The organism is Leifsonia sp. EB34 (assembly GCF_041260585.1).
Taxonomy (GTDB): domain Bacteria; phylum Actinomycetota; class Actinomycetes; order Actinomycetales; family Microbacteriaceae; genus Leifsonia.
This window is the reverse complement of sequence record NZ_JBGCCV010000002.1, coordinates 1,365,891-1,383,889: the sequence shown is the minus strand read 5'-3', so window position 1 is coordinate 1,383,889 and position 17,999 is coordinate 1,365,891. Positions and strand designations below refer to the sequence as shown.

The following is a 17,999-nucleotide window of genomic DNA, read 5'->3' as shown; positions in this document are numbered from 1 at the left end:
GCCCGTTACGCCTCGTCGTAGTCCGAGGGCTCGGTCTCGACCACCTGGGTGATCGTGGCGGAGTCCTCGTGCGCGTTGTAGCGGACGATCGTGCCGTCGTCGAGCTCGACGACCGGGTTGCCCTCCAGCCAGGTCAGCGTCCAGCGCCACCCGGTGGCGTCGACGTCGGTCGCCGTGAGCTCCTCCTCGACGGTGGAGACGGCGTAGGTCACGACCTCGGGGAGGTTCGCGGGCGGGGTCTCGCCCACGGCCCAGCGGGTTCCGAGCTGCATCAGGCGCTCTCGGCGTTCTGTGCGGCGGCGAGGTCGATCTCGTAGGTGACCCAGGCGGTCTTGTTCGCGACGGAGTCGTAGACGCGCTGCGCGTCGGCGTTGTCGGTCGCGGTGATCCACTGCACGACGCCCAGGCGACGCTCCTCGGCGAGGGCGCGCACGGCGGCGATGAGCTGGTGGCCGACGCCCTTGCTGCGCTCGTCCTCCAGCACGTACAGGTCGTCGAGGAACAGCCCGCGGTCGCCTTCCAGCGGCCGGGCGAACTCGCGCACGTTGGCGAGGCCGACGATGCGGTCGCCGTCGACGGCGACGAAGCCCTGCTCCTCGTGGTCGGGGTCGGTGAGCCAGGACCACAGGACGAGCGCCCTCTGGTCGGTCAGCTCGGTGCCGTAGAACTCCGCGTACTTCGCGTACAGGTCCAACCAGGCGAAGAAGTCGCCATCCTTGACCGGCCGAACTACCGTCGACATCAGCCCCTCCGTTCGCCTTGCTCCCCGGCTCAGGAGTCCGGGAGTCGTATCGACCTTATCGCGGACCCGTTCACGGGACGAGGTCGTAGGTCACCCACTTCGTCTTCTCCGCCACCCGATCGTAGAGGCGGCGGGCCGTCTCGTTGTCCTTCGCGGTGATCCAGCGGACGACGGACAGCCCGCGCTCCTGGGCCACGCTGCGGAGCTTCTCGAGCAGGGCCGTGCCCGCCCCTTCGCCGCGCGCGTCCGGGACGACGAACAGGTCGTCGAGGTAGAGGCCGGTGCTGCCGTCGAGCGGCCGCGCGAACTCGCGCACGTGCGCCAGGCCGATCGGGGTGCCCTCGGCGTCGACCGCGAAGTACGCCTCGAGGCTGTTCTCGGGGTCGGTGATCCAGCTCCACACGAGGAGGGCCTTCTCGTCGGTCACGGGCGTCTCGTAGAACTCCCCGTACCCGGCGTAGAGGTCGAGCCAGGTGAAGAACTCGTTGTCCTCCACGCGCCGAACGTCAGCCGTCATCGTTCCTCCTCGCTCAGCGTCTGCGCAAGGAGGATATCGGTCACTTCGAGCGTGTCGGCTGCTACGAAACGCAGTTCTGTGATTCTGCCCACCGAAGCGAGGTCCGCGGCGGCGGATTCGATCGCCGCCAGCTCGTCGGCGGGGGCGCCGATGACGGCCGAGTCCACGGGGGTGCGCTGGGAGGCCTTGGCGGCGGTCTTGGCGCCGCGGATGCCGGTCAGGGCACGGCCGACGACGGTGAGGACGGAGCGGGCGTCGTCCCAGTCCGCCGACGCCACGTCCGCAGCCTCCGGCCAGGCGGCGAGGTGCACGGAGCCGGTCTCGGACCAGCTCCACGCCTCCTCGGTGGCGAACGGCAGCACCGGCGCGAACAGGCGCAGGAACGCCGACAGCGCCGTGCGGAGGGCGACGACCGCGGAGACCTGGCCGGCGTTGGGCTCGCCGTAGGCGCGCTCCTTGACCAGCTCCAGGTAGTCGTCGCAGAAGGTCCAGAAGAACGTCTCGGCCGTCTCCAGCGCGCGGGCGTGGTCGTAGCCCTCCAGCGCGGCGGTGGCGTCGGCCACGACGTCGGCGAGCTGCTGCAGCATGCTGCGGTCGAGCGGTGCTGTCACCTGGGCGAGGTCGAGCGACTCCGGGGCGTCGAAGCCGTGGATGAACTTGGCCGCGTTGAGCAGCTTGATCGCGAGGCGCCGGCCGATCTTGATCTGGGTCGGGTTCTGCGGGTCGAAGGACGCGTCGGTGCCGAGCCGCGAAGAGGCTGCCCAGTAACGCACGGCGTCCGAGCCGTGCCGCTCCAGGATGTCGGCCGGCGTCACCACGTTGCCCTTGGACTTCGACATCTTCTTGCGGTCGGGGTCGACGATGAAGCCGGAGATCGCGGCGTTCGTCCACGGCGCGACGCCGTGCTCGAGCTGCGAGCGCAGCATGGTCGAGAACAGCCAGGTGCGGATGATGTCCTGGCCCTGCGGGCGCAGGTCGAACGGGTACACCGCCTGGAACAGCTCGGGGTCGTCCACCCAGCCGCCCGCGAGCTGCGGGGTGAGCGAGGAGGTCATCCAGGTGTCCATCACGTCGTGCTCGCCGACGAAGCCGCCGGCCTGGCCGCGCTGCGACTCCTGGAACCCGGGCGCCGGGTCGGACGACGGGTCGACCGGGAGGTTGTGCTCGTCCGGCAGGATCGGCTGGTCGAACAGCGGGTTGCCCACGCCGTCCAGCGGGTACCAGACCGGGATCGGAACGCCGAAGAAGCGCTGGCGCGAGATGAGCCAGTCGCCGGTGAGGCCGTTGACCCAGTTCTCGTAGCGCACGCGCATGAAGTCGGGGTGCCAGCCGAGGCTGCGGCCCAGCTCGATGAGCCGCTCGCGCAGCTTCTCGTCGCGGGCGCCGTTCTTGACGTACCACTGGCGGGTGGAGACGATCTCGAGCGGCTTGTCGCCCTTCTCGAAGAACTTGACCGGGTGCTGGATGGGCTTCGGCTCGCCGACCAGGTCGCCGGAGGCGCGCAGCAGCTCCACGACGGCCTGCTTGGCCGAGAAGACGGTCTTGCCGGCGAGCTGTGCGTACGCCTCGCGGCCCTCCGCGCTCTCGATTGCCGCGGGCGGCTCGGTCTGGATGCGGCCGTCGAAGCCGATGATCGCGCGGTTGGGGAGGTCGAGCTCCCGCCACCAGGTCACGTCGGTGATGTCGCCGAACGTGCAGATCATGGCGATGCCGGTGCCCTTGTCGGGCTGGGCGAGGTGGTGGGCGACCACGGGCACGTCGACGCCGAAGACGGGCGTGCGCACGGTCGTGCCGAACAGCGGCTGGTAGCGCTCGTCGTCCGGGTGCGCCACGAGCGCCACGCACGCGGGCAGCAGCTCGGGGCGGGTGGTCTCGATGTAGACGGGGCCGTCGGCGCCGTGGAAGCCGACGCGGTGGTACGCGCTCGGCTGCTCGCGGTCCTCCAGCTCGGCCTGGGCGACAGCGGTGCGGAAGGTGATGTCCCACAGCGTCGGGGCGAGCGCCTGGTAGGCCTCCCCGCGGGCGACGTTGCGGATGAAGGCGAGCTGCGAGGTCTGGAGCGCCTCCCGGCCGATGGTCCGGTAGGTCTGCGACCAGTCGACGGACAGGCCGAGCGTGCGCCAGAGCGCCTCGAACTGCTTCTCGTCCTCCACCGTCAGCCGCTCGCACAGCTCGATGAAGTTGCGCCGCGAGATCGGCTTCTGGTCGGCCGCCTTGGAGCTCTTGTTGTCGCCGCCCTCGAATGGCGGCACGAAGTCCGCCTCGTAGGGGAGCGACGGGTCGCAGCGCACACCGTAGTAGTTCTGCACGCGCCGCTCGGTCGGCAGGCCGTTGTCGTCCCAGCCCATCGGGTAGAAGACGCGCTTGCCGCGCATGCGCTGGAAGCGGGCCACGATGTCGGTGTGCGTGTAGCTGAACACGTGCCCGATGTGCAGCGAGCCGGAGGCCGTGGGCGGCGGGGTGTCGATCGAGTAGATCGCGGCGCGGCCGGCGGCGATGGCGCCGTCCCGATCGAATTCGAAGGTGCCGTCCTGCTGCCAGCGACCGCCCCAGACGGCCTCCAGGCCTTCGAGTGCTGGCTTGTCGGGCACGGGGTTCGCGGCGGTCATGGCTCTCCGATTCGATATGTGCGGCACCGTGTCAGCGGGGTGCCTGAATGTGGGGTACCGGACAAGTTTACAGAACAGCCCTGGTCACGGCTGCACGACGACGGACCAATATGCTGAACGCCTGATTTCAATGTGAGTGAGGCGTCATGACCGGTGCGGTTGCTGTCGAGACCGAACGATTGCGAGAAGCCGCGGGCACGCTGTCCCGTGCTGCCGAGCGAAGGCATCCTTCGCGGGTCGCGGGACCGGAGCTCGGTTCCCGCGTCTCCGCGGCCGCGTTCGAACGGTTCGAACGGTACTGGTCCACCCCGCGGTCACTGCTGACGAGCAGTGCCGAGGCGCTGAGCAACGGCCTGCTCTCACTGGCCGACGGGTATGAGCGGCGTGACGCGGAGGACGCGGGGATGTTCGAGGGCGGCGTCCGTGCGATCTAGCGGAGCGGACTGGTCGGTCGTCGGCTTCAACGCCGACCCCACGCCCGGCGAGGTGGAGGCGGTCGAAGCGTGGGCGCGCGAGCTGGCCGAACAGACCGAGTGGCTGTGGCACCAGTCGGAGGCCATGCGGCGGACGCTGACGATGCTCGAGGCTCCCGCGTGGACCGGGATCGCGGCCGAAGTCTTCGCGGAAACGCTGGGGACCATCCTCGCGGCGGCGAAGACCGCCACCCAGCAGCACGACGAGGCGGCTGCGGCGACGCGCACGTCGGCGCACTCGCTCGCCGAGACGCAGCACGAGGCGGACCGGGCTCGGCGGGAGGCGGAAGAGGCGCAGGACGACCTGGAGCGGGCGCAGGCGCTGGCCGGCGCGCTCTCCGTCGAGCACGCAGCCCTCCTGGCTGCCCTGGCGGTCGTGGACGCGGCGTCGTCGGTGCGCCACGACGAGCAGACCGTCCTGCTCGAACTCATCGGCGCCCGCCACCGCCTCGATGACGCGCAGCAGCGACTGGACGAGGCCAGGGCACGAGCGCGGCGCGCGAAGGACGACTACGACTCGGAGGAGCGGATCTTCGCTCGTCGCCTGGAATCGACCCTGGACGGCGGCCTCACGCGCGCGGCGACGCCGGGACTCGGCGCGGACTTCATCAGCGCGCTCTCCGCGTTGGCCTGGTACGACCGGGCGAATCCGGGGGTGACGATTCGCCCGGCGTCGACGACGCTTCCTGCGCCGGGAGCGGGCGTGCAACAGGTCGCCCGGTGGCTGCTCAGCGGGGCGTACAGCATCGAGAAGCTGATCGCCCTGTGCGGTGCAGGTGTGGTCACGGCGGCGATCGCGCTGGTGGTCATCGGGGGTGTGGGAACGGGCTCCACGAGCGGGTCGCGGTTCTACACGCCGGAGGAGCGGATACAGCGGGCGCGACTACGGATCTACGCCCTCACCCACAACCGCGACGGCACGGTCAAGGAGCATATCGGCGGAACGCCGGTCGGCGCCCCGGCGGAGTGGTTCAACGACGCCAAGAGCTACGAGGACGTGGACGCGATCGTGAAGGAGAACTCGCGGAAAGGAAATAACAGCGATGTCCGCGAGGTCGAGACGCCCGAGGATCTGGCGAAGATCGCGGAAGAGATCATCCAAGGCGGCGAGAAGGATGACTCGTGGGGCGACTATAAGGGTGATGTGTTCCGGCTTCCCGATGAGACCAGGATCGGGGTGCGCAAGAAAAGTAGTTCTGGCGGCCCCACCATCGATATCAAGTCACCCAGCGGCCGATACACCAAGCTGCATCTGCCGAAAGGATACGGAAAGTGAAGATTCAGCCGAACAGCCTGGCGCATTTGTATCTGAATATGACTGGCGGCGATTGGGTGAGTATCGACGAGGCGAATTACAGGGCGAAAGAGTTCGAACCTGACGAAGTGAAGCGCAAAGCGTTGGTTCTCAGCACCATGCGGTCGCTCGCGGAAGCCGACTACTTGAAGATCGGGTCCGTCGAGTACGTGAGCTCGGAGCGCGACTTGATCGACTTCTTCGAGTGGCCGGGGACGTTGGACGAGAAGATCGAGCGGCTCAGCGGGGTGTACATGCCGGAAGGTCGAGACGACAAGGACTGGGGGTGGGCCTGCATGTTCGAGATCACCGAGGAAGGCGAGCGAGTCGAGGAGTCGCTGCCTCCGCTGGACGAACGATTCTTCGACTAGCCATGAACGTCGAACCAGACAGCCTCGAGCACCTGTATCTGAATATGGGTGGCGGTGACTGGCTGAGCATCCGTGCGGTGAACTACGAGGCAAAGGCCTTCGAACCTGACGAGGTGAAGCGAAAGGCGCTGGTCCTCTCGACCATGCGTTCGCTCGCCGAGGCTGGCTACTTCAGGATCGGCCAAGTGCGAGGGATTGACCCCGAGGAGCCCGCAATCGCCTTCTTCGAGTGGCCGGGGACCTTGGACGAGCAGATCGAACGACTCAACGGTGTGTACATGCCTGAGGGCCGCGACGACACGGATTGGGCATGGCTGTGCATGTTCGATCTCACCGAGGAAGGCGAGCGGCTCGAGGAGTCGCTGCCTCCGCTGGACGAACGATTCTTCGACTAGGCAGGTCCCTGGCGCAAGCACGCAGCCCGAGCCAGGGACCCGCACGCATTCAGACGACCGCAGGCGTCGCCGCGACCTCCGCGTCCACATCCTCATCCAGCACCGGCCGCCGCCGCGCCGCCGCCCACGCCGCCACCAGCGTGATCACCGACATGACAGCCAGCACGACCCCCGGGTGCCACCACGCGTTGTGCACCGCCTGCCCGAACACCAGCGTCACCGCCGGCACGAACGACGTGAGCAGCGCCGCGACGCTGTACGCGACCGAGAGGGCGCTGTAGCGGATCGGGCTCGGGAACAGGTCGGACATCAGCCCGCCGAGTCCGGCCCACGAGAGGGTCGGCAGGATGCCGCCGATGATCATGCTGGCGACGAGCACGCCGAACGTGGCGCTCTGCAGCACGAAGTACATCGGGAAGGCGACGACGAGCGTCCCGATCGCGCCGATGGCGACGACGCGGGCCGAGCCGATCTTCGCCGCCCAGAGGCCGAACAGCGGGATCGTGACGAGCTGGAGCAGACCGCCGATCGTGGTCGCCACGAGGAGGTCCTGGAACTTGAAGCCCAGCACGCTGGTGCCGTAGTCGACCATGTAGGTGTTCATCAGCGAGTACGAGCCGATGCCGAGAACGGCCGCGCCGATCGCGATGATGAAGGCCTTCGGCGCCTTGGTGAAGACGTCGAGGACCGGGAAGCGGTCGCGGCGGCCGGTCTCCACGAGCTTGCGGAACACCGGGGTCTCGTCGATCGACCAGCGCAGGTAGAGCGACACCAGCAGCAGCGGGAACGCCGTGAGGAACGGGATGCGCCAGCCCCACGAGGCGATGTCGGCCGGCGACATGGTCAGCGTCAGGACGATGAAGACGACCGCGCTGAGGATGGAGCCGACCGGCGAGCCGAGCTGGGGGAGGGCGGCGTAGAATCCGCGGCGCTTCGGGTTGGCGTACTCGGTCGCCAGGAGGATCGAGCCACCCCATTCGCCGCCGAGCGAGAGGCCCTGCACGAGACGCAGCAGCACGAGCACGACACCGCCGAACCAGCCGGCCGCGGCGTAGGAGGGCAGCACGCCGACGAGGCCGGTGCTGATCCCCATCAGGAGGATGGTCATCAGCAGCACGGGCCGGCGGCCGATCCGGTCGCCGAGGTGGCCGAACACGACCGCGCCGACCGGGCGGATGACGAAGCCGGCCGCGATGGCCAGGAACCCGGCGAGGACCCCGCCGAACGCCCCCAGCGGCGTGAAGAACAGCGGGCCGACGAAGAACGCGGCGAAGTACGCGTAGAGGTAGAAGTCGTACGATTCGAGGGAGGTCCCGACGAACGATGCGATGGCGACGCGGCGAGCGGTGCCCGGCGTGATGCCCGGGCGATCGGTCTCGCTGACGGCGAGCGTGGGGGTGGAGGTCACGGGTGTCCTTCTGACGGGGGTATTTGAACCGGGTCCAATATTAGGCGTGAGGAGACAACGCATCGTGACACCGCGCCATTCCATGCAGGCGGCACCGTCCGGCGCGTCGGCGCAGTCCGGCGGCCACGGCCACAGCGGCTCCGGGCGGCCGCGCGCCTCGTCGCGCGGCATGCTGGCGGAGGCCGCGGGCGAGCTGTTCCTGGAGCAGACCTACGCCGGCACCACCGTGGACGACATCGCGCGGCGCGCAGGCGTCAGCCGGGCCACCTTCTTCAACTACTTCGCGGCCAAGAGCGACCTGCTCTGGCTGGAGGTGGACGAGTCGCTCGCTGCGTTCCCGGCGATGCTGGCCGCGGCCGACGACGATGTGGAGCCCATGACCGCGGTCCTGGAGGCCGTCGTGCGGCTCGCCGAGGGCTTCGGCCCCGACCGGCTGCCGCTCGCGGTGACCCAGGTCGAGCTGATGGGCACGGACGCCGAGCTGCAGGCCTCCGCGCTGCCGCGTTTCCTCTCGGTCGTCCGGCTGGTCGCAGCGGCGATCTCCCGCCGCGCGGGGGAGGACCCGGACGGGCTGCTCCCGCGGGCCGCCGCGACCGCCGTCGTGGGAGCCGCCGTGGCCGCGGCAGGCGTCTGGGCGCGGGCCGGCGTGCGGCGCGGCCCGCTGGCGCCGCTGGTGCGCGCGGCGGTCGAGCCGGTGTGCGCCGGCTACGCCGCCGCCTTCGGGTCCGACTAGGGCCGATCACCCGATAGAATGGTGCGAACGACGTCGACCCGGCCATCACCGGTGAGTCTTCGGAAGAACGGCGGGCCCTCGCCCGCTCACTAGAACCGAACGGGGCAGGCCCGTCACAGCCGCAGAACGAGAGGCCTCACCCGGCGCCGCAGGCGGGTAGGGCAAGCGGGGTGGTACCGCGACGGGCGTGCGAGCGTCCGGCGTCCTCGTGCAGATCACGACTGCCAGGAGAGAGATGCCGTACCCCAAGTCCGCACCGGATGGAGCGCCCGAGCCCGGGCGCGAGCCCCAGGACGTCACGCCGTCCCCGGTGTTCCCGGAGATCGAGACCGACGTCCTCGCCTTCTGGGCCGAGGACGGCACCTTCCGCGCCTCCGTGGAGAACCGCGAGGGCGCGCCCGAGTGGGTCTTCTACGACGGCCCCCCGTTCGCCAACGGCCTCCCGCACTACGGCCACCTGCTGACCGGCTACGCCAAGGACGTCTTCCCGCGCTTCCAGACGATGCGCGGCAAGAAGGTCGAGCGCCGGTTCGGCTGGGACACCCACGGCCTGCCCGCCGAGCTGGAGGCGGAGCGGCAGCTCGGGATCACCGACAAGAGCCAGATCGAGGAGATGGGCCTCGCCGCCTTCAACCAGGCCGCGAAGGACTCCGTGCTGCGCTACACCCGCGAGTGGCAGGAGTACGTCACCCGCCAGGCGCGCTGGGTCGACTTCGACAACGACTACAAGACGCTCGACACCTCCTACATGGAGTCGGTGATCTGGGCGTTCAAGCAGCTCCACGAGAAGGGCCTGGCCTACGAGGGCTACCGCGTCCTGCCGTACTGCTGGCGCGACCAGACCCCGCTGTCCAACCACGAGCTGCGCATGGACGACGACGTCTACAAGATGCGTCAGGACCAGACGGTCACCGTGACGTTCCCGCTGACCGGCGCGAAGGCGGAGGCGCTCGGGCTCACCGGCGTCCGCGCCCTGGCCTGGACGACGACGCCGTGGACCCTGCCCACCAACCTCGCGTTGGTGGTCGGCCCCGACATCGAGTACGCGGTCGTCCCCGCCGGGCCGAACGGCGCCGCCGACGTGCACGGGCGCGACGGCGGGCGGCACAGCGCGGCCCTCCACGAGGAGTCGCTGAGCGGCGAGTACCTGCTGGCGATCGACCTGGTCGGCAACTACGCGAAGGACCTCGGTTACGGCTCGCCGGAGGCCGCGCGCGACGCGGTCAGCCGCACGGTCCGCGGCAGCGAGCTCGCCGGCGTCACCTACGACCGGCTCTGGGACTACTACGCCGACACCGAGAAGTACGGCACCCAGAACGCCTGGCAGATCCTCGTCGACGATTACGTGACGACCGAGGACGGCACCGGCATCGTCCACCAGGCCCCCGCCTACGGCGAGGACGACCAGCGCGTCTGCGAGGCCGCGGGCATCCCGGTCATCATCTCGGTGGACGACGGCGCGCGCTTCCTGGCGGAAGTGCAGGACGTCGCCGGCCTCCAGGTGTTCGAGGCGAACAAGCCGCTCACAACGCTGCTGCGCGAGGACGGCCGGCTGCTGCGCCAGGCGAGCTACGAGCACTCGTACCCGCACTGCTGGCGCTGCCGCAACCCGCTGATCTACAAGGCGGTGTCGAGCTGGTTCGTGCGCGTGACGGAGTTCCGCGACCGGATGGTCGAGCTCAACCAGGGCATCAACTGGGTGCCCGAGAACGTCAAGGACGGCCAGTTCGGCAAGTGGCTGGCGGGCGCCCGCGACTGGTCGGTGTCGCGCAACCGCTACTTCGGCTCGCCCATCCCGGTGTGGAAGAGCGACGACCCGGAGTTCCCGCGCATCGATGTGTACGGCTCGCTGGAGGAGCTGGAGCGCGACTTCGGCCGCCTGCCCGTGAACGCCGCGGGCGAGCCCGACCTCCACCGCCCGTTCATCGACGAGCTGACCCGGCCGAACCCGGACGACCCGTCCGGCCGCTCCACCATGCGCCGGATCCCGGACGTGCTGGATGTCTGGTTCGACTCCGGGTCGATGCCGTTCGCCCAGGTGCACTACCCGTTCGAGAACCACGACTGGTTCGACAGCCACAACCCGGCCGACTTCATCGTGGAGTACATCGGGCAGACCCGCGGCTGGTTCTACCTGCTGCACACGCTCGGCACCGCGCTGTTCGACCGCGCCGCGTTCAAGAACGTCATCTCGCACGGCATCGTGCTGGGCAGCGACGGGCAGAAGATGTCCAAGTCGCTGCGCAACTACCCGGACGTCAACGAGGTCTTCGACCGCGACGGCTCCGACGCGATGCGCTGGTTCCTGATGTCCAGCCCCGTGCTGCGCGGCGGCAACCTCATCGTCACCGAGGAGGGCATCCGCGAGGGCGTCCGCCAGGTGCTGCTTCCGCTCTGGAGCACCTGGTACTTCTTCTCGCTCTACGCCAACGCGACCGGCTACGAGGCGAAGCGCGGGGTCGCGTCCACCGACGTGCTCGACCGCTACCTCCTCGCCAAGACGCGCGACCTGGTGGAGGCCGTGACCGCAGACCTGGAGGGGCTCGACTCGACGCTCGCCGCTGCCAAGCTGCGCGACTTCGCCGACGTGCTCACCAACTGGTACGTGCGCCGCTCGCGCGACCGGTTCTGGACCGGTGTCGCCGAGGACGGCACGGGCGCCGAGGCGTTCGACACGCTGTACACGGCGCTGGAGACGCTGACCCGGGTCGCCGCGCCGCTGCTCCCGCTGGTCAGCGAGCGGATCTGGAAGGACCTCACCGGGGGCCGAAGCGTGCACCTCACCGACTGGCCGGAGGCGGCGGAGTTCCCGGCCGACGACGCGCTGGTCGACGCGATGGACCGCATCCGGGCGATCAGTTCGACCGCGCTGTCGCTGCGCAAGCAGTCCGGCCGCCGGGTGCGGCTGCCGCTCGCGTCGCTGACCGTGGTCGCGGCCGACGCCGGCGCCCTGCGACCGTTCGAGGGCATCCTGCGCGACGAGCTCAACGTCAAGGCGGTCGAGCTGGTCGAGCTCGCCGACGACAGCGCCGCGGCCTACGGCATCACCAGCAAGCTGACGGTGAACGCCCGCGCCGCCGGACCGCGGCTCGGCAAGCAGGTGCAGCAGGTCATCCAGGCCGCGCGCGCCGGCGACTGGTCGGAGCACGACGGAGTCGTTACCGTGGGCGGCGTGGAGCTGGTCGAGGGCGAGTACGAGCTGGTCCTGGAGACCGCCCAGACCGACGACGAGGCGACCTCGGCGCTGGCGCTGCTGCCCGGTGGCGGCTTCGTGCTGCTCGACACGGCCACCACGCCGGAGCTGGAGGCCGAGGGCCTGGCCCGCGACGTCATCCGCGCCGTGCAGGACACCCGCAAGGCGGCCGGGCTCGACGTGAGCGACCGGATCGAGCTGAGCGTCGCGTTCGAGCACGAGGACGACGTGGCGGCCATCGCGCTCGCGGGCGAGGCGGTGGATATCGCTGCCGAGACCCTGGCGCTGGAGTTCGAGTTCGTCTCGGCCGGCGCCCGCTCCGCCGACGACCGCGATGACTTCAGCAAGGACTTCGCCGCCGGCCTGTTCGCCAACGCGGGCCGGTTCACGGTCGGCGTGACGAAGGTGGAGGCCACCCGATGACCGACGACGACGAACTGCGCGAGGACGCGGAGGCGGTCTACCAGGCCCTCCTCGCCCGCGTCGGCGAGGGCGCCCCCGAGCGCCGCCTCGACGCGACCCGCCGCGCCGTCGAGCTGCTCGGCGACCCGCAGCGGGCCTACCCGATCATCCACGTCACCGGGACGAACGGGAAGACCTCGACCAGCCGGATCGCCGAGAGCATCCTGCGCGCCTACGGCCTGCGCACCGGCCTGCTGACCAGCCCGCACCTGGTGCGCTTCAACGAGCGCATCATGATCGACGGTGTGCCCATCTCCGATGAGGCGCTGGTGAGCAACTGGGAGGATGTGCGCCCGTACCTGGAGATCGTCGACGCCGAGCTGGAGGAGCAGGGCAAGGCGCCGCTGACCTTCTTCGAGGCGTTGACAGCGCTGGCGTTCGCCGCGTTCGCGGACGCACCGGTCGACGTCGCCGTGATCGAGGTCGGCATGGGCGGCGAGTGGGACTCCACCAACGTCGGCGACGGCCAGGTGGCGGTCTTCACGCCCATCTCGCTCGACCACACCAAGCAGCTCGGCGCCACGGTCCGCGAGATCGCGCGCACCAAGTCCGGCATCGTCAAGCCATCCGCCGACGTCGTGACCTCGGCGCAGGTTCCGGAGGCGATGGCCGAGCTCGAGGAGGCCGCCCGGCTCACCGAGTCCACGCTCGCGGCCCAGCCGCAGGCGTTCGACGTCGTGAGCACGCAGGTCGCCGTGGGCGGCCAGCTCGTCACCGTGCGGGGACGCGCGGCGACCTACGAGGACGTCTTCCTCCCGCTCTACGGCGACCACCAGGCGCAGAACGCCGCCGTCGCGGTCGCGGCCGTCGAGACCTTCCTCGGCCGCGGGACCCAGCCGCTCAAGTCCGACCTGGTGGAGGAGGGCTTCGCGACCGCGACCTCGCCCGGCCGCCTCCAGCTCGTCGGCGTCGAGCCGACCGTCCTGGTCGACGCCGCGCACAATCCCGCCGGTGCCGCGACCCTCGCCGACGCCCTCCGCCGTTACTTCGACTTCGACGAGCTCACCTTCGTGATCGGCAGCCTGGGGGACAAGGACGCCCGCGGAGTCATCCGCGCGCTCACCCCTGTTGCCACCCAGTTCTTCGTGACCGAGCCGGCATCCGACCGTGCGCTGCCCGCCGACGAGCTCGGCGACATCGTGCGCGAGGAGGCCGGCGACGAGGCGACCATCGTCTACACCGACGCGCTCGACGCCCTGGAGGCCGCCCGCGAGTGGGCGGGCGAGGAGCCCCGGCGCGCCGTCGTCGTCACCGGCTCCATCGTGCTGGTCGGCGCCGCCATGGCGTACGCCGACGAGCAGGGCTGGAAGGACGCGACCGCGTGAGCGACGCCAAGCAGCCGCGCGCCCGCCGGCAGCGCTCCCTGCGCGAGAGCCTCGGCTCGATCGTGCTCGGCTTCGAGCTGATCGTCGTCTTCCTCGGCGCCCTCGTGCTCTTCGGCCTGAACGCCCTGCCCGCCTGGGCCGCGCTCGGCGGGGGAGCGCTGGTGGTGCTGCTGATGATCGCGGCCATCGGACTCATGCGCAACCGGATCGGCGTCGTGCTCGGCTGGATCGTCCAGCTCCTCGTCGTCGCCGCCGGCTTCCTCCAGCCCGCCTTCTTCATCGTGGGGGCGATCTTCACGGCCATGTGGACCTACTGCATGATCGTCGCCTCCCGCATCGACCGGAACACCACCGACCGGAACAACCGAACGGAGATCAGATGACCACCGCCGTCGAAGAGACCCTCGTCCTCGTCAAGCCCGACGGAGTCGCCCGCAACCTCACGGGCGAGATCCTGCGCCGCATCGAGGCCAAGGGCTACTCGCTCGTCGACATCCGGATGCTGCAGGCCGACCGCGAGCTGCTCGCGAAGCACTACGCCGAGCACGAGGGCAAGCCGTTCTACGAGCCGCTCGTGGAGTTCATGGAGTCCGGCCCCGTCGTCGCCCTGCGCGTCGCGGGCAACCGCGTGATCGAGGGCTTCCGCTCGCTCGCCGGCGCGACCGACCCGACCACCGCGCTGCCGGGCACCATCCGCGGCGACCTGGCCCGGGACTGGGGCCTGAAGGTGCAGCAGAACCTGGTGCACGGCTCGGACTCGCCCGAGTCGGCGCAGCGTGAGCTCGCGCTCTGGTTCGACTGAGCGCCTCGCGAGACGAGAACGGCTCCCGACCGCCTGGTCGGGAGCCGTTCTGCGTGCGTGGGGTTCAGGCGAACGCGCGGTGGATCCAGTCGAGCTGGATCTGCGCGAGCACCGCGACGATCGCATAGCTGACGATGGTGATCAGCGGAACCCAGCCGTAGAGCGTCCGGAAGACCCGGCGCGCCCGCTCCGGCGTGGGGATGTGCCCCTCCTTGAGGTTGTAGAGCGTGACCGCCCAGAACGTCGGGATGGTGACCGTCCAGGTGACCATGCACCACGGGCAGAGCACGTTGAGCACGGTCAGCGACTGGGTGATGAGGAAGATCACCAGCACCAGGGCGAGCAGCACGCCGACGTTGAACGCGATCCAGTACCAGCGCGCGAAGTGCCCGGCGGCGAACAGGCCGACCCCGACCGCGATGGTCGCGGTCCAGCCGGCGAGGCCGAGCAGCGGGTTCGGGAAGCCGAGCAGCGAGCCCTGCCACGAGTTCAGGTTCTTGCTGCAGCCGACGAGGACGTTGAAGTTGCAGGAGAGCTGCGCGTGCGAGTCGGCGAGCAGGTGGAACTTGTCCGTGGTCAGCATGAAGGCCGCCCAGAAGCCGATGACGCCTGCGACGATCAGGAAGATCGCGAGCGCGGTCGGGCGGCGATACTCCGCGGGAGCGGGATCGGTCGTCGGCCGCTGAGACTTCTGGGACTTCTGGGGCTCCTGGGCGGCGGTCGCGGTCTTCGAGGCAGGCACAGTCGGATTATGGCATGGCGCGGCGCGCCCGTTCTGTGAACGCGGGTCGCGCCGGTCCACGGGCCACGACATGCGATAATCATTGGATACGTCGTCCCGGCAGCACGCCGGCCGACGCGAACAGAAGGCTTGAGGGCGCCAGGTGCGCCCGAATGAACAGCCGGCCACGCAGGCCGGCACAAGACAAGGGAGAGCCGGACGCGGGTGCCTCGAGCACCGGCAGTCCGAGCCAGGATTACGGCAGGCGCCGAGCGGCGCCTCCGACGGAGAGTACCCGGTGAGCGGGTTGCCGCCACCGGTCGAGGAGTGCACCAGCGATGGTGGAAAACGAGAATATCGACAGCACGAACAGCAACGAGCAGGGAACGGGAGGCCGCAGGCGCCGGGGGATCTTCGGCAGCAGACGGGTGACCCGTCCCGCCGGGACCGCTGAGACGCCGGTGTTCGCCGGTGAGCGCGAGATCGCCGAGCAGGAGGTCGCCGCCGAGCAGGTGGGCGGCGCGCCCGCCGGGGAGGACGTCGCGCCCGGTCAGGACGCCGCAGCGGCGGCCGACCTGACCGTCGCCGTCACCGAGGAGACCACCGAGCCCGCGGAGTCCGCCGTCGACGTCGCGACGCTCGCGGCGGACGGCCACGAGCCTCCCGCGCTTCCCGAGCGTCACGGCGACGAGGAGGAGCCGGCCGGCGCGGCCATCCCCGGCCTGCCGCCGACCACGCTGCTGTTCCAGGCCCCGGACATCGTGCCGCTGCCCCCGCTCCCGGACGAGGAGCCGACCGCCGCCGTGCGCCGGCGCTCCCGCCGCCGCGCGGGCGAGAACGGCCGCCCCGAGGCCAACGACCCGGCGAACACCGTGGTCAAGGTGCGGACGCCCCGCGAGCCGGAGCTGATCACCGAGCCGCAGAAGGTCAAGGGCTCGACCCGCTTGGAGGCCAAGAAGCAGCGCCGCCGCGACGGGCGCGACGCCGGCCGCCGCCGCCCGGTCATCACCGAGGCCGAGTTCCTGGCCCGCCGTGAGTCGGTCGACCGGCAGATGGTCGTCCGCTCCAAGGGTGGCCGTATCCAGATCGGCGTCCTCGAGGACAAGGTCCTGGTCGAGCACTACGTCGCCCGGTCGCAGGAGGCCTCCCTCATCGGCAACGTCTACCTCGGCCGCGTGCAGAACGTGCTGCCGAGCATGGAGGCGGCCTTCGTCGACATCGGCCGCGGCCGTAACGCCGTGCTCTACTCCGGCGAGGTCGACTGGGACGCCGTGGAGACCGGCAACCAGCCGCGCCGCATCGAGCTCGCCCTCAAGGCGGGCGACCGCGTGCTCGTCCAGGTCACCAAGGACCCGGTCGGCCACAAGGGCGCACGCCTGACCAGCCAGATCTCGCTGCCCGGCCGCTACCTCGTCTACGTGCCGAACGGCTCCATGAACGGGATCAGCCGCAAGCTGCCCGACACCGAGCGCTCGCGCCTCAAGAAGATCCTCAAAGAGGTCCTCCCGGAGAACGCCGGCGTCATCGTGCGCACGGCGGCCGAGGGCGCCACCGAGGAGCAACTCACCCTCGACGTCACCCGACTGACGGCGCAGTGGGCCGACATCAGCCGCCAGGTCGAGACGCAGTCGGCGCCCGCGCTCCTGCACAGCGAGCCGGACCTGCTGATCAAGATCATCCGCGACGTCTTCAACGAGGACTTCCAGAAGCTGGTCATCGCCGGCGACGACGCGCGCCAGACCATCGAGGCCTACCTGCGCCAGGTCGCTCCCGACCTGATCGACCGCGTGGAGGCCTACACCGGCGACCGGGACGCGTTCGACGAGTACCGCATCACCGAGCAGATCGAGAAGGCGCTGGAGCGCAAGGTCTGGCTGCCCTCCGGCGGCTCGCTGGTCATCGACCGCACCGAGGCGATGACCGTGGTCGACGTCAACACCGGCAAGTTCGTCGGCTCGGGCGGCAACCTCGAGGAGACCGTCACTAAGAACAACCTGGAGGCCGCGGAGGAGATCGTCCGCCAGCTCCGGCTGCGCGACATCGGCGGCATCATCGTGGTCGACTTCATCGACATGGTGCTGGAGTCGAACCGCGACCTGGTGCTGCGCCGCCTGATCGAGTGCCTGAGCCGCGACCGGACCAAGCACCAGGTGGCGGAGGTCACCTCGCTCGGTCTCGTGCAGATGACCCGCAAGAAGCTGGGCCTCGGCCTCCTGGAGACCTTCAGCGAGGCGTGCGAGGTCTGCGCGGGCCGCGGCGTGATCGTGCATCACGACCCCGTCGTGAAGCACCGCCAGCCGCAGCAGCAACCGCAGACCGAGCGCCGTCGCGGCCGCGGCGGCAACGCCGGCACCGGCAACGGCGGCGGTCAGCAGCAGCCGAGCGCCCCGCACACCACCGGCACGCACGCGATCACCGACGACGCCAAGAACGCGCTCGCGCAGATCGCGGCCTCGACCATCCACCCGCACCACGAGGGGGAGGCCGCGCCGGCCGCCGAGACCGCCGCGGGCGCACAGGCTCCCGAGGCGACCGCCGACGCCGCGCCGAAGAAGCGCCGCCGCAAGGGGAAGGGCCCGCGCGACGAGCGTCCGGCCCCGTCGCCGGCCGAGTCGCCGGCCGAGTCGCCGGCGGCGGAGCCCGCGAGCGAGCAGGCCGCTGTCCAGGAGTCCGCTCCCGCCGCTCCGGCAGCCGACGAGCACCCGCACCTCGACTTCCCGGTCATCGAGCTGCCCGAGCCCTCCGCTCCTGTGGAGCACGCCCCGGTGGCGACGGCCGTGGAGACCGAGCTCCTGCTCGACTCCGTGCTGGACGCCCTCCCGCAGCCGAAGGCGCCGGGCCAGGGCCGCAGCCGTGGCCGCCGCGCGAGCACGGCCGTCATCACCGGCGGCCAGATCCCGGGCGCACAGAGCGCGGACGGACAGCGCGAGGGCTGAGACGCCTCCGACGGGCGC

At 70.3% G+C, this 17,999-nt stretch carries 16 protein-coding genes; 10 read left to right on the top strand and 6 right to left on the bottom strand.

The features are described from left to right. Positions 1 to 5: 5 nt before the first annotated feature. The 4 genes from ABIA36_RS16070 to valS form a co-directional block, all read right to left on the bottom strand. Positions 6 to 272, bottom strand: a complete 267-nt coding sequence (locus ABIA36_RS16070; protein WP_369963537.1) for a hypothetical protein — start codon at positions 270 to 272, stop codon at positions 6 to 8. Continuing rightward, positions 272 to 742, bottom strand: a complete 471-nt coding sequence (locus tag ABIA36_RS16065; RefSeq protein ID WP_369963536.1) for an N-acetyltransferase family protein — start codon at positions 740 to 742, stop codon at positions 272 to 274. Before ABIA36_RS16065 ends, ABIA36_RS16070 begins: the two co-directional genes overlap by 1 nt. A gap of 70 nt (positions 743 to 812) precedes the next feature. Continuing rightward, complete coding sequence (locus tag ABIA36_RS16060; RefSeq protein ID WP_369963535.1) at positions 813 to 1,259, bottom strand: GNAT family N-acetyltransferase; 447 nt, start codon at positions 1,257 to 1,259, stop codon at positions 813 to 815. Next, positions 1,256 to 3,868, bottom strand: coding sequence for a valine--tRNA ligase (gene valS / locus ABIA36_RS16055; protein WP_369963534.1), 2,613 nt, complete (start codon positions 3,866 to 3,868; stop codon positions 1,256 to 1,258). Before valS ends, ABIA36_RS16060 begins: the two co-directional genes overlap by 4 nt. Before the next feature lie 146 nt (positions 3,869 to 4,014). On the opposite strand from valS, the gene ABIA36_RS16050 reads away from it, so the two are divergent. From ABIA36_RS16050 to ABIA36_RS16035, 4 genes are read left to right on the top strand one after another with little or no spacing between them, the layout of a single operon-like run. Next, on the top strand, positions 4,015 to 4,302 hold the full coding sequence (locus ABIA36_RS16050; protein WP_369963533.1) for a hypothetical protein: 288 nt from the start codon (positions 4,015 to 4,017) through the stop codon (positions 4,300 to 4,302). Next, entirely contained in the window at positions 4,292 to 5,617 is a 1,326-nt protein-coding gene (locus tag ABIA36_RS16045) for a WXG100 family type VII secretion target (protein ID WP_369963532.1), read from the top strand. The genes ABIA36_RS16050 and ABIA36_RS16045 overlap by 11 nt, the downstream gene beginning before the upstream one ends. Continuing rightward, positions 5,614 to 6,006 carry a hypothetical protein gene (locus tag ABIA36_RS16040; RefSeq protein WP_369963531.1) on the top strand — a complete coding sequence of 131 codons (393 nt, stop codon included), beginning with the start codon at positions 5,614 to 5,616 and terminating at the stop codon, positions 6,004 to 6,006. The genes ABIA36_RS16045 and ABIA36_RS16040 overlap by 4 nt, the downstream gene beginning before the upstream one ends. A gap of 2 nt (positions 6,007 to 6,008) precedes the next feature. Then, positions 6,009 to 6,401 carry a hypothetical protein gene (locus ABIA36_RS16035; RefSeq protein WP_369963530.1) on the top strand — a complete coding sequence of 131 codons (393 nt, stop codon included), beginning with the start codon at positions 6,009 to 6,011 and terminating at the stop codon, positions 6,399 to 6,401. A 49-nt stretch (positions 6,402 to 6,450) separates the two neighbouring features. On the opposite strand, the gene ABIA36_RS16030 is transcribed toward ABIA36_RS16035, so the two are convergent. Continuing rightward, a complete protein-coding gene (locus ABIA36_RS16030) occupies positions 6,451 to 7,809 on the bottom strand; it encodes an MFS transporter (RefSeq protein ID WP_369963529.1) in 1,359 nt (452 codons plus the stop codon). A 64-nt stretch (positions 7,810 to 7,873) separates the two neighbouring features. Here ABIA36_RS16030 and ABIA36_RS16025 point away from each other — a divergent pair, with 64 nt between their 5' ends. From ABIA36_RS16025 to ndk, 5 genes are all read left to right on the top strand, one after another. Further along, positions 7,874 to 8,542, top strand: a complete 669-nt coding sequence (locus ABIA36_RS16025; RefSeq protein ID WP_369963528.1) for a TetR/AcrR family transcriptional regulator — start codon at positions 7,874 to 7,876, stop codon at positions 8,540 to 8,542. Between the two features lie 235 nt (positions 8,543 to 8,777). Beyond that, positions 8,778 to 12,158, top strand: a complete 3,381-nt coding sequence (gene ileS / locus ABIA36_RS16020; protein ID WP_369963527.1) for an isoleucine--tRNA ligase — start codon at positions 8,778 to 8,780, stop codon at positions 12,156 to 12,158. Further along, a complete protein-coding gene (locus ABIA36_RS16015) occupies positions 12,155 to 13,522 on the top strand; it encodes a folylpolyglutamate synthase/dihydrofolate synthase family protein (RefSeq protein WP_369963526.1) in 1,368 nt (455 codons plus the stop codon). The genes ileS and ABIA36_RS16015 overlap by 4 nt, the downstream gene beginning before the upstream one ends. After that, the gene (locus tag ABIA36_RS16010) at positions 13,519 to 13,905 is read left to right on the top strand and encodes a DUF4233 domain-containing protein (protein ID WP_369963525.1); all 387 of its coding nucleotides are present in this window, start codon (positions 13,519 to 13,521) and stop codon (positions 13,903 to 13,905) included. Before ABIA36_RS16015 ends, ABIA36_RS16010 begins: the two co-directional genes overlap by 4 nt. Further along, entirely contained in the window at positions 13,902 to 14,324 is a 423-nt protein-coding gene (ndk, locus tag ABIA36_RS16005; protein WP_369963524.1) for a nucleoside-diphosphate kinase, read from the top strand. The genes ABIA36_RS16010 and ndk overlap by 4 nt, the downstream gene beginning before the upstream one ends. 64 nt (positions 14,325 to 14,388) lie before the next feature. On the opposite strand, the gene ABIA36_RS16000 is transcribed toward ndk, so the two are convergent. Next, positions 14,389 to 14,952, bottom strand: a complete 564-nt coding sequence (locus tag ABIA36_RS16000; protein ID WP_369963771.1) for a vitamin K epoxide reductase family protein — start codon at positions 14,950 to 14,952, stop codon at positions 14,389 to 14,391. Between the two features lie 431 nt (positions 14,953 to 15,383). Between ABIA36_RS16000 and ABIA36_RS15995 the strand changes: the two genes are divergently transcribed. Further along, complete coding sequence (locus ABIA36_RS15995) at positions 15,384 to 17,981, top strand: Rne/Rng family ribonuclease (RefSeq protein WP_369963523.1); 2,598 nt, start codon at positions 15,384 to 15,386, stop codon at positions 17,979 to 17,981. Positions 17,982 to 17,999: the final 18 nt, after the last annotated feature.

Excerpts from the sequence above, each read along its gene's own strand:
- ndk (WP_369963524.1), top strand. The coding sequence starts at position 13,902 with ATGACCACCGCCGTCGAAGAGACCCTCGTCCTCGTCAAGCCCGACGGA.
- ileS (WP_369963527.1), top strand. The coding sequence starts at position 8,778 with ATGCCGTACCCCAAGTCCGCACCGGATGGAGCGCCCGAGCCCGGGCGC.
- ABIA36_RS16035 (WP_369963530.1), top strand. The coding sequence starts at position 6,009 with ATGAACGTCGAACCAGACAGCCTCGAGCACCTGTATCTGAATATGGGT.
- ABIA36_RS16060 (WP_369963535.1), bottom strand. The coding sequence starts at position 1,259 with ATGACGGCTGACGTTCGGCGCGTGGAGGACAACGAGTTCTTCACCTGG.
- ABIA36_RS15995 (WP_369963523.1), top strand. The coding sequence starts at position 15,384 with ATGGTGGAAAACGAGAATATCGACAGCACGAACAGCAACGAGCAGGGA.
- ABIA36_RS16065 (WP_369963536.1), bottom strand. The coding sequence starts at position 742 with ATGTCGACGGTAGTTCGGCCGGTCAAGGATGGCGACTTCTTCGCCTGG.
- valS (WP_369963534.1), bottom strand. The coding sequence starts at position 3,868 with ATGACCGCCGCGAACCCCGTGCCCGACAAGCCAGCACTCGAAGGCCTG.
- ABIA36_RS16070 (WP_369963537.1), bottom strand. The coding sequence starts at position 272 with ATGCAGCTCGGAACCCGCTGGGCCGTGGGCGAGACCCCGCCCGCGAAC.
- ABIA36_RS16050 (WP_369963533.1), top strand. The coding sequence starts at position 4,015 with ATGACCGGTGCGGTTGCTGTCGAGACCGAACGATTGCGAGAAGCCGCG.
- ABIA36_RS16015 (WP_369963526.1), top strand. The coding sequence starts at position 12,155 with ATGACCGACGACGACGAACTGCGCGAGGACGCGGAGGCGGTCTACCAG.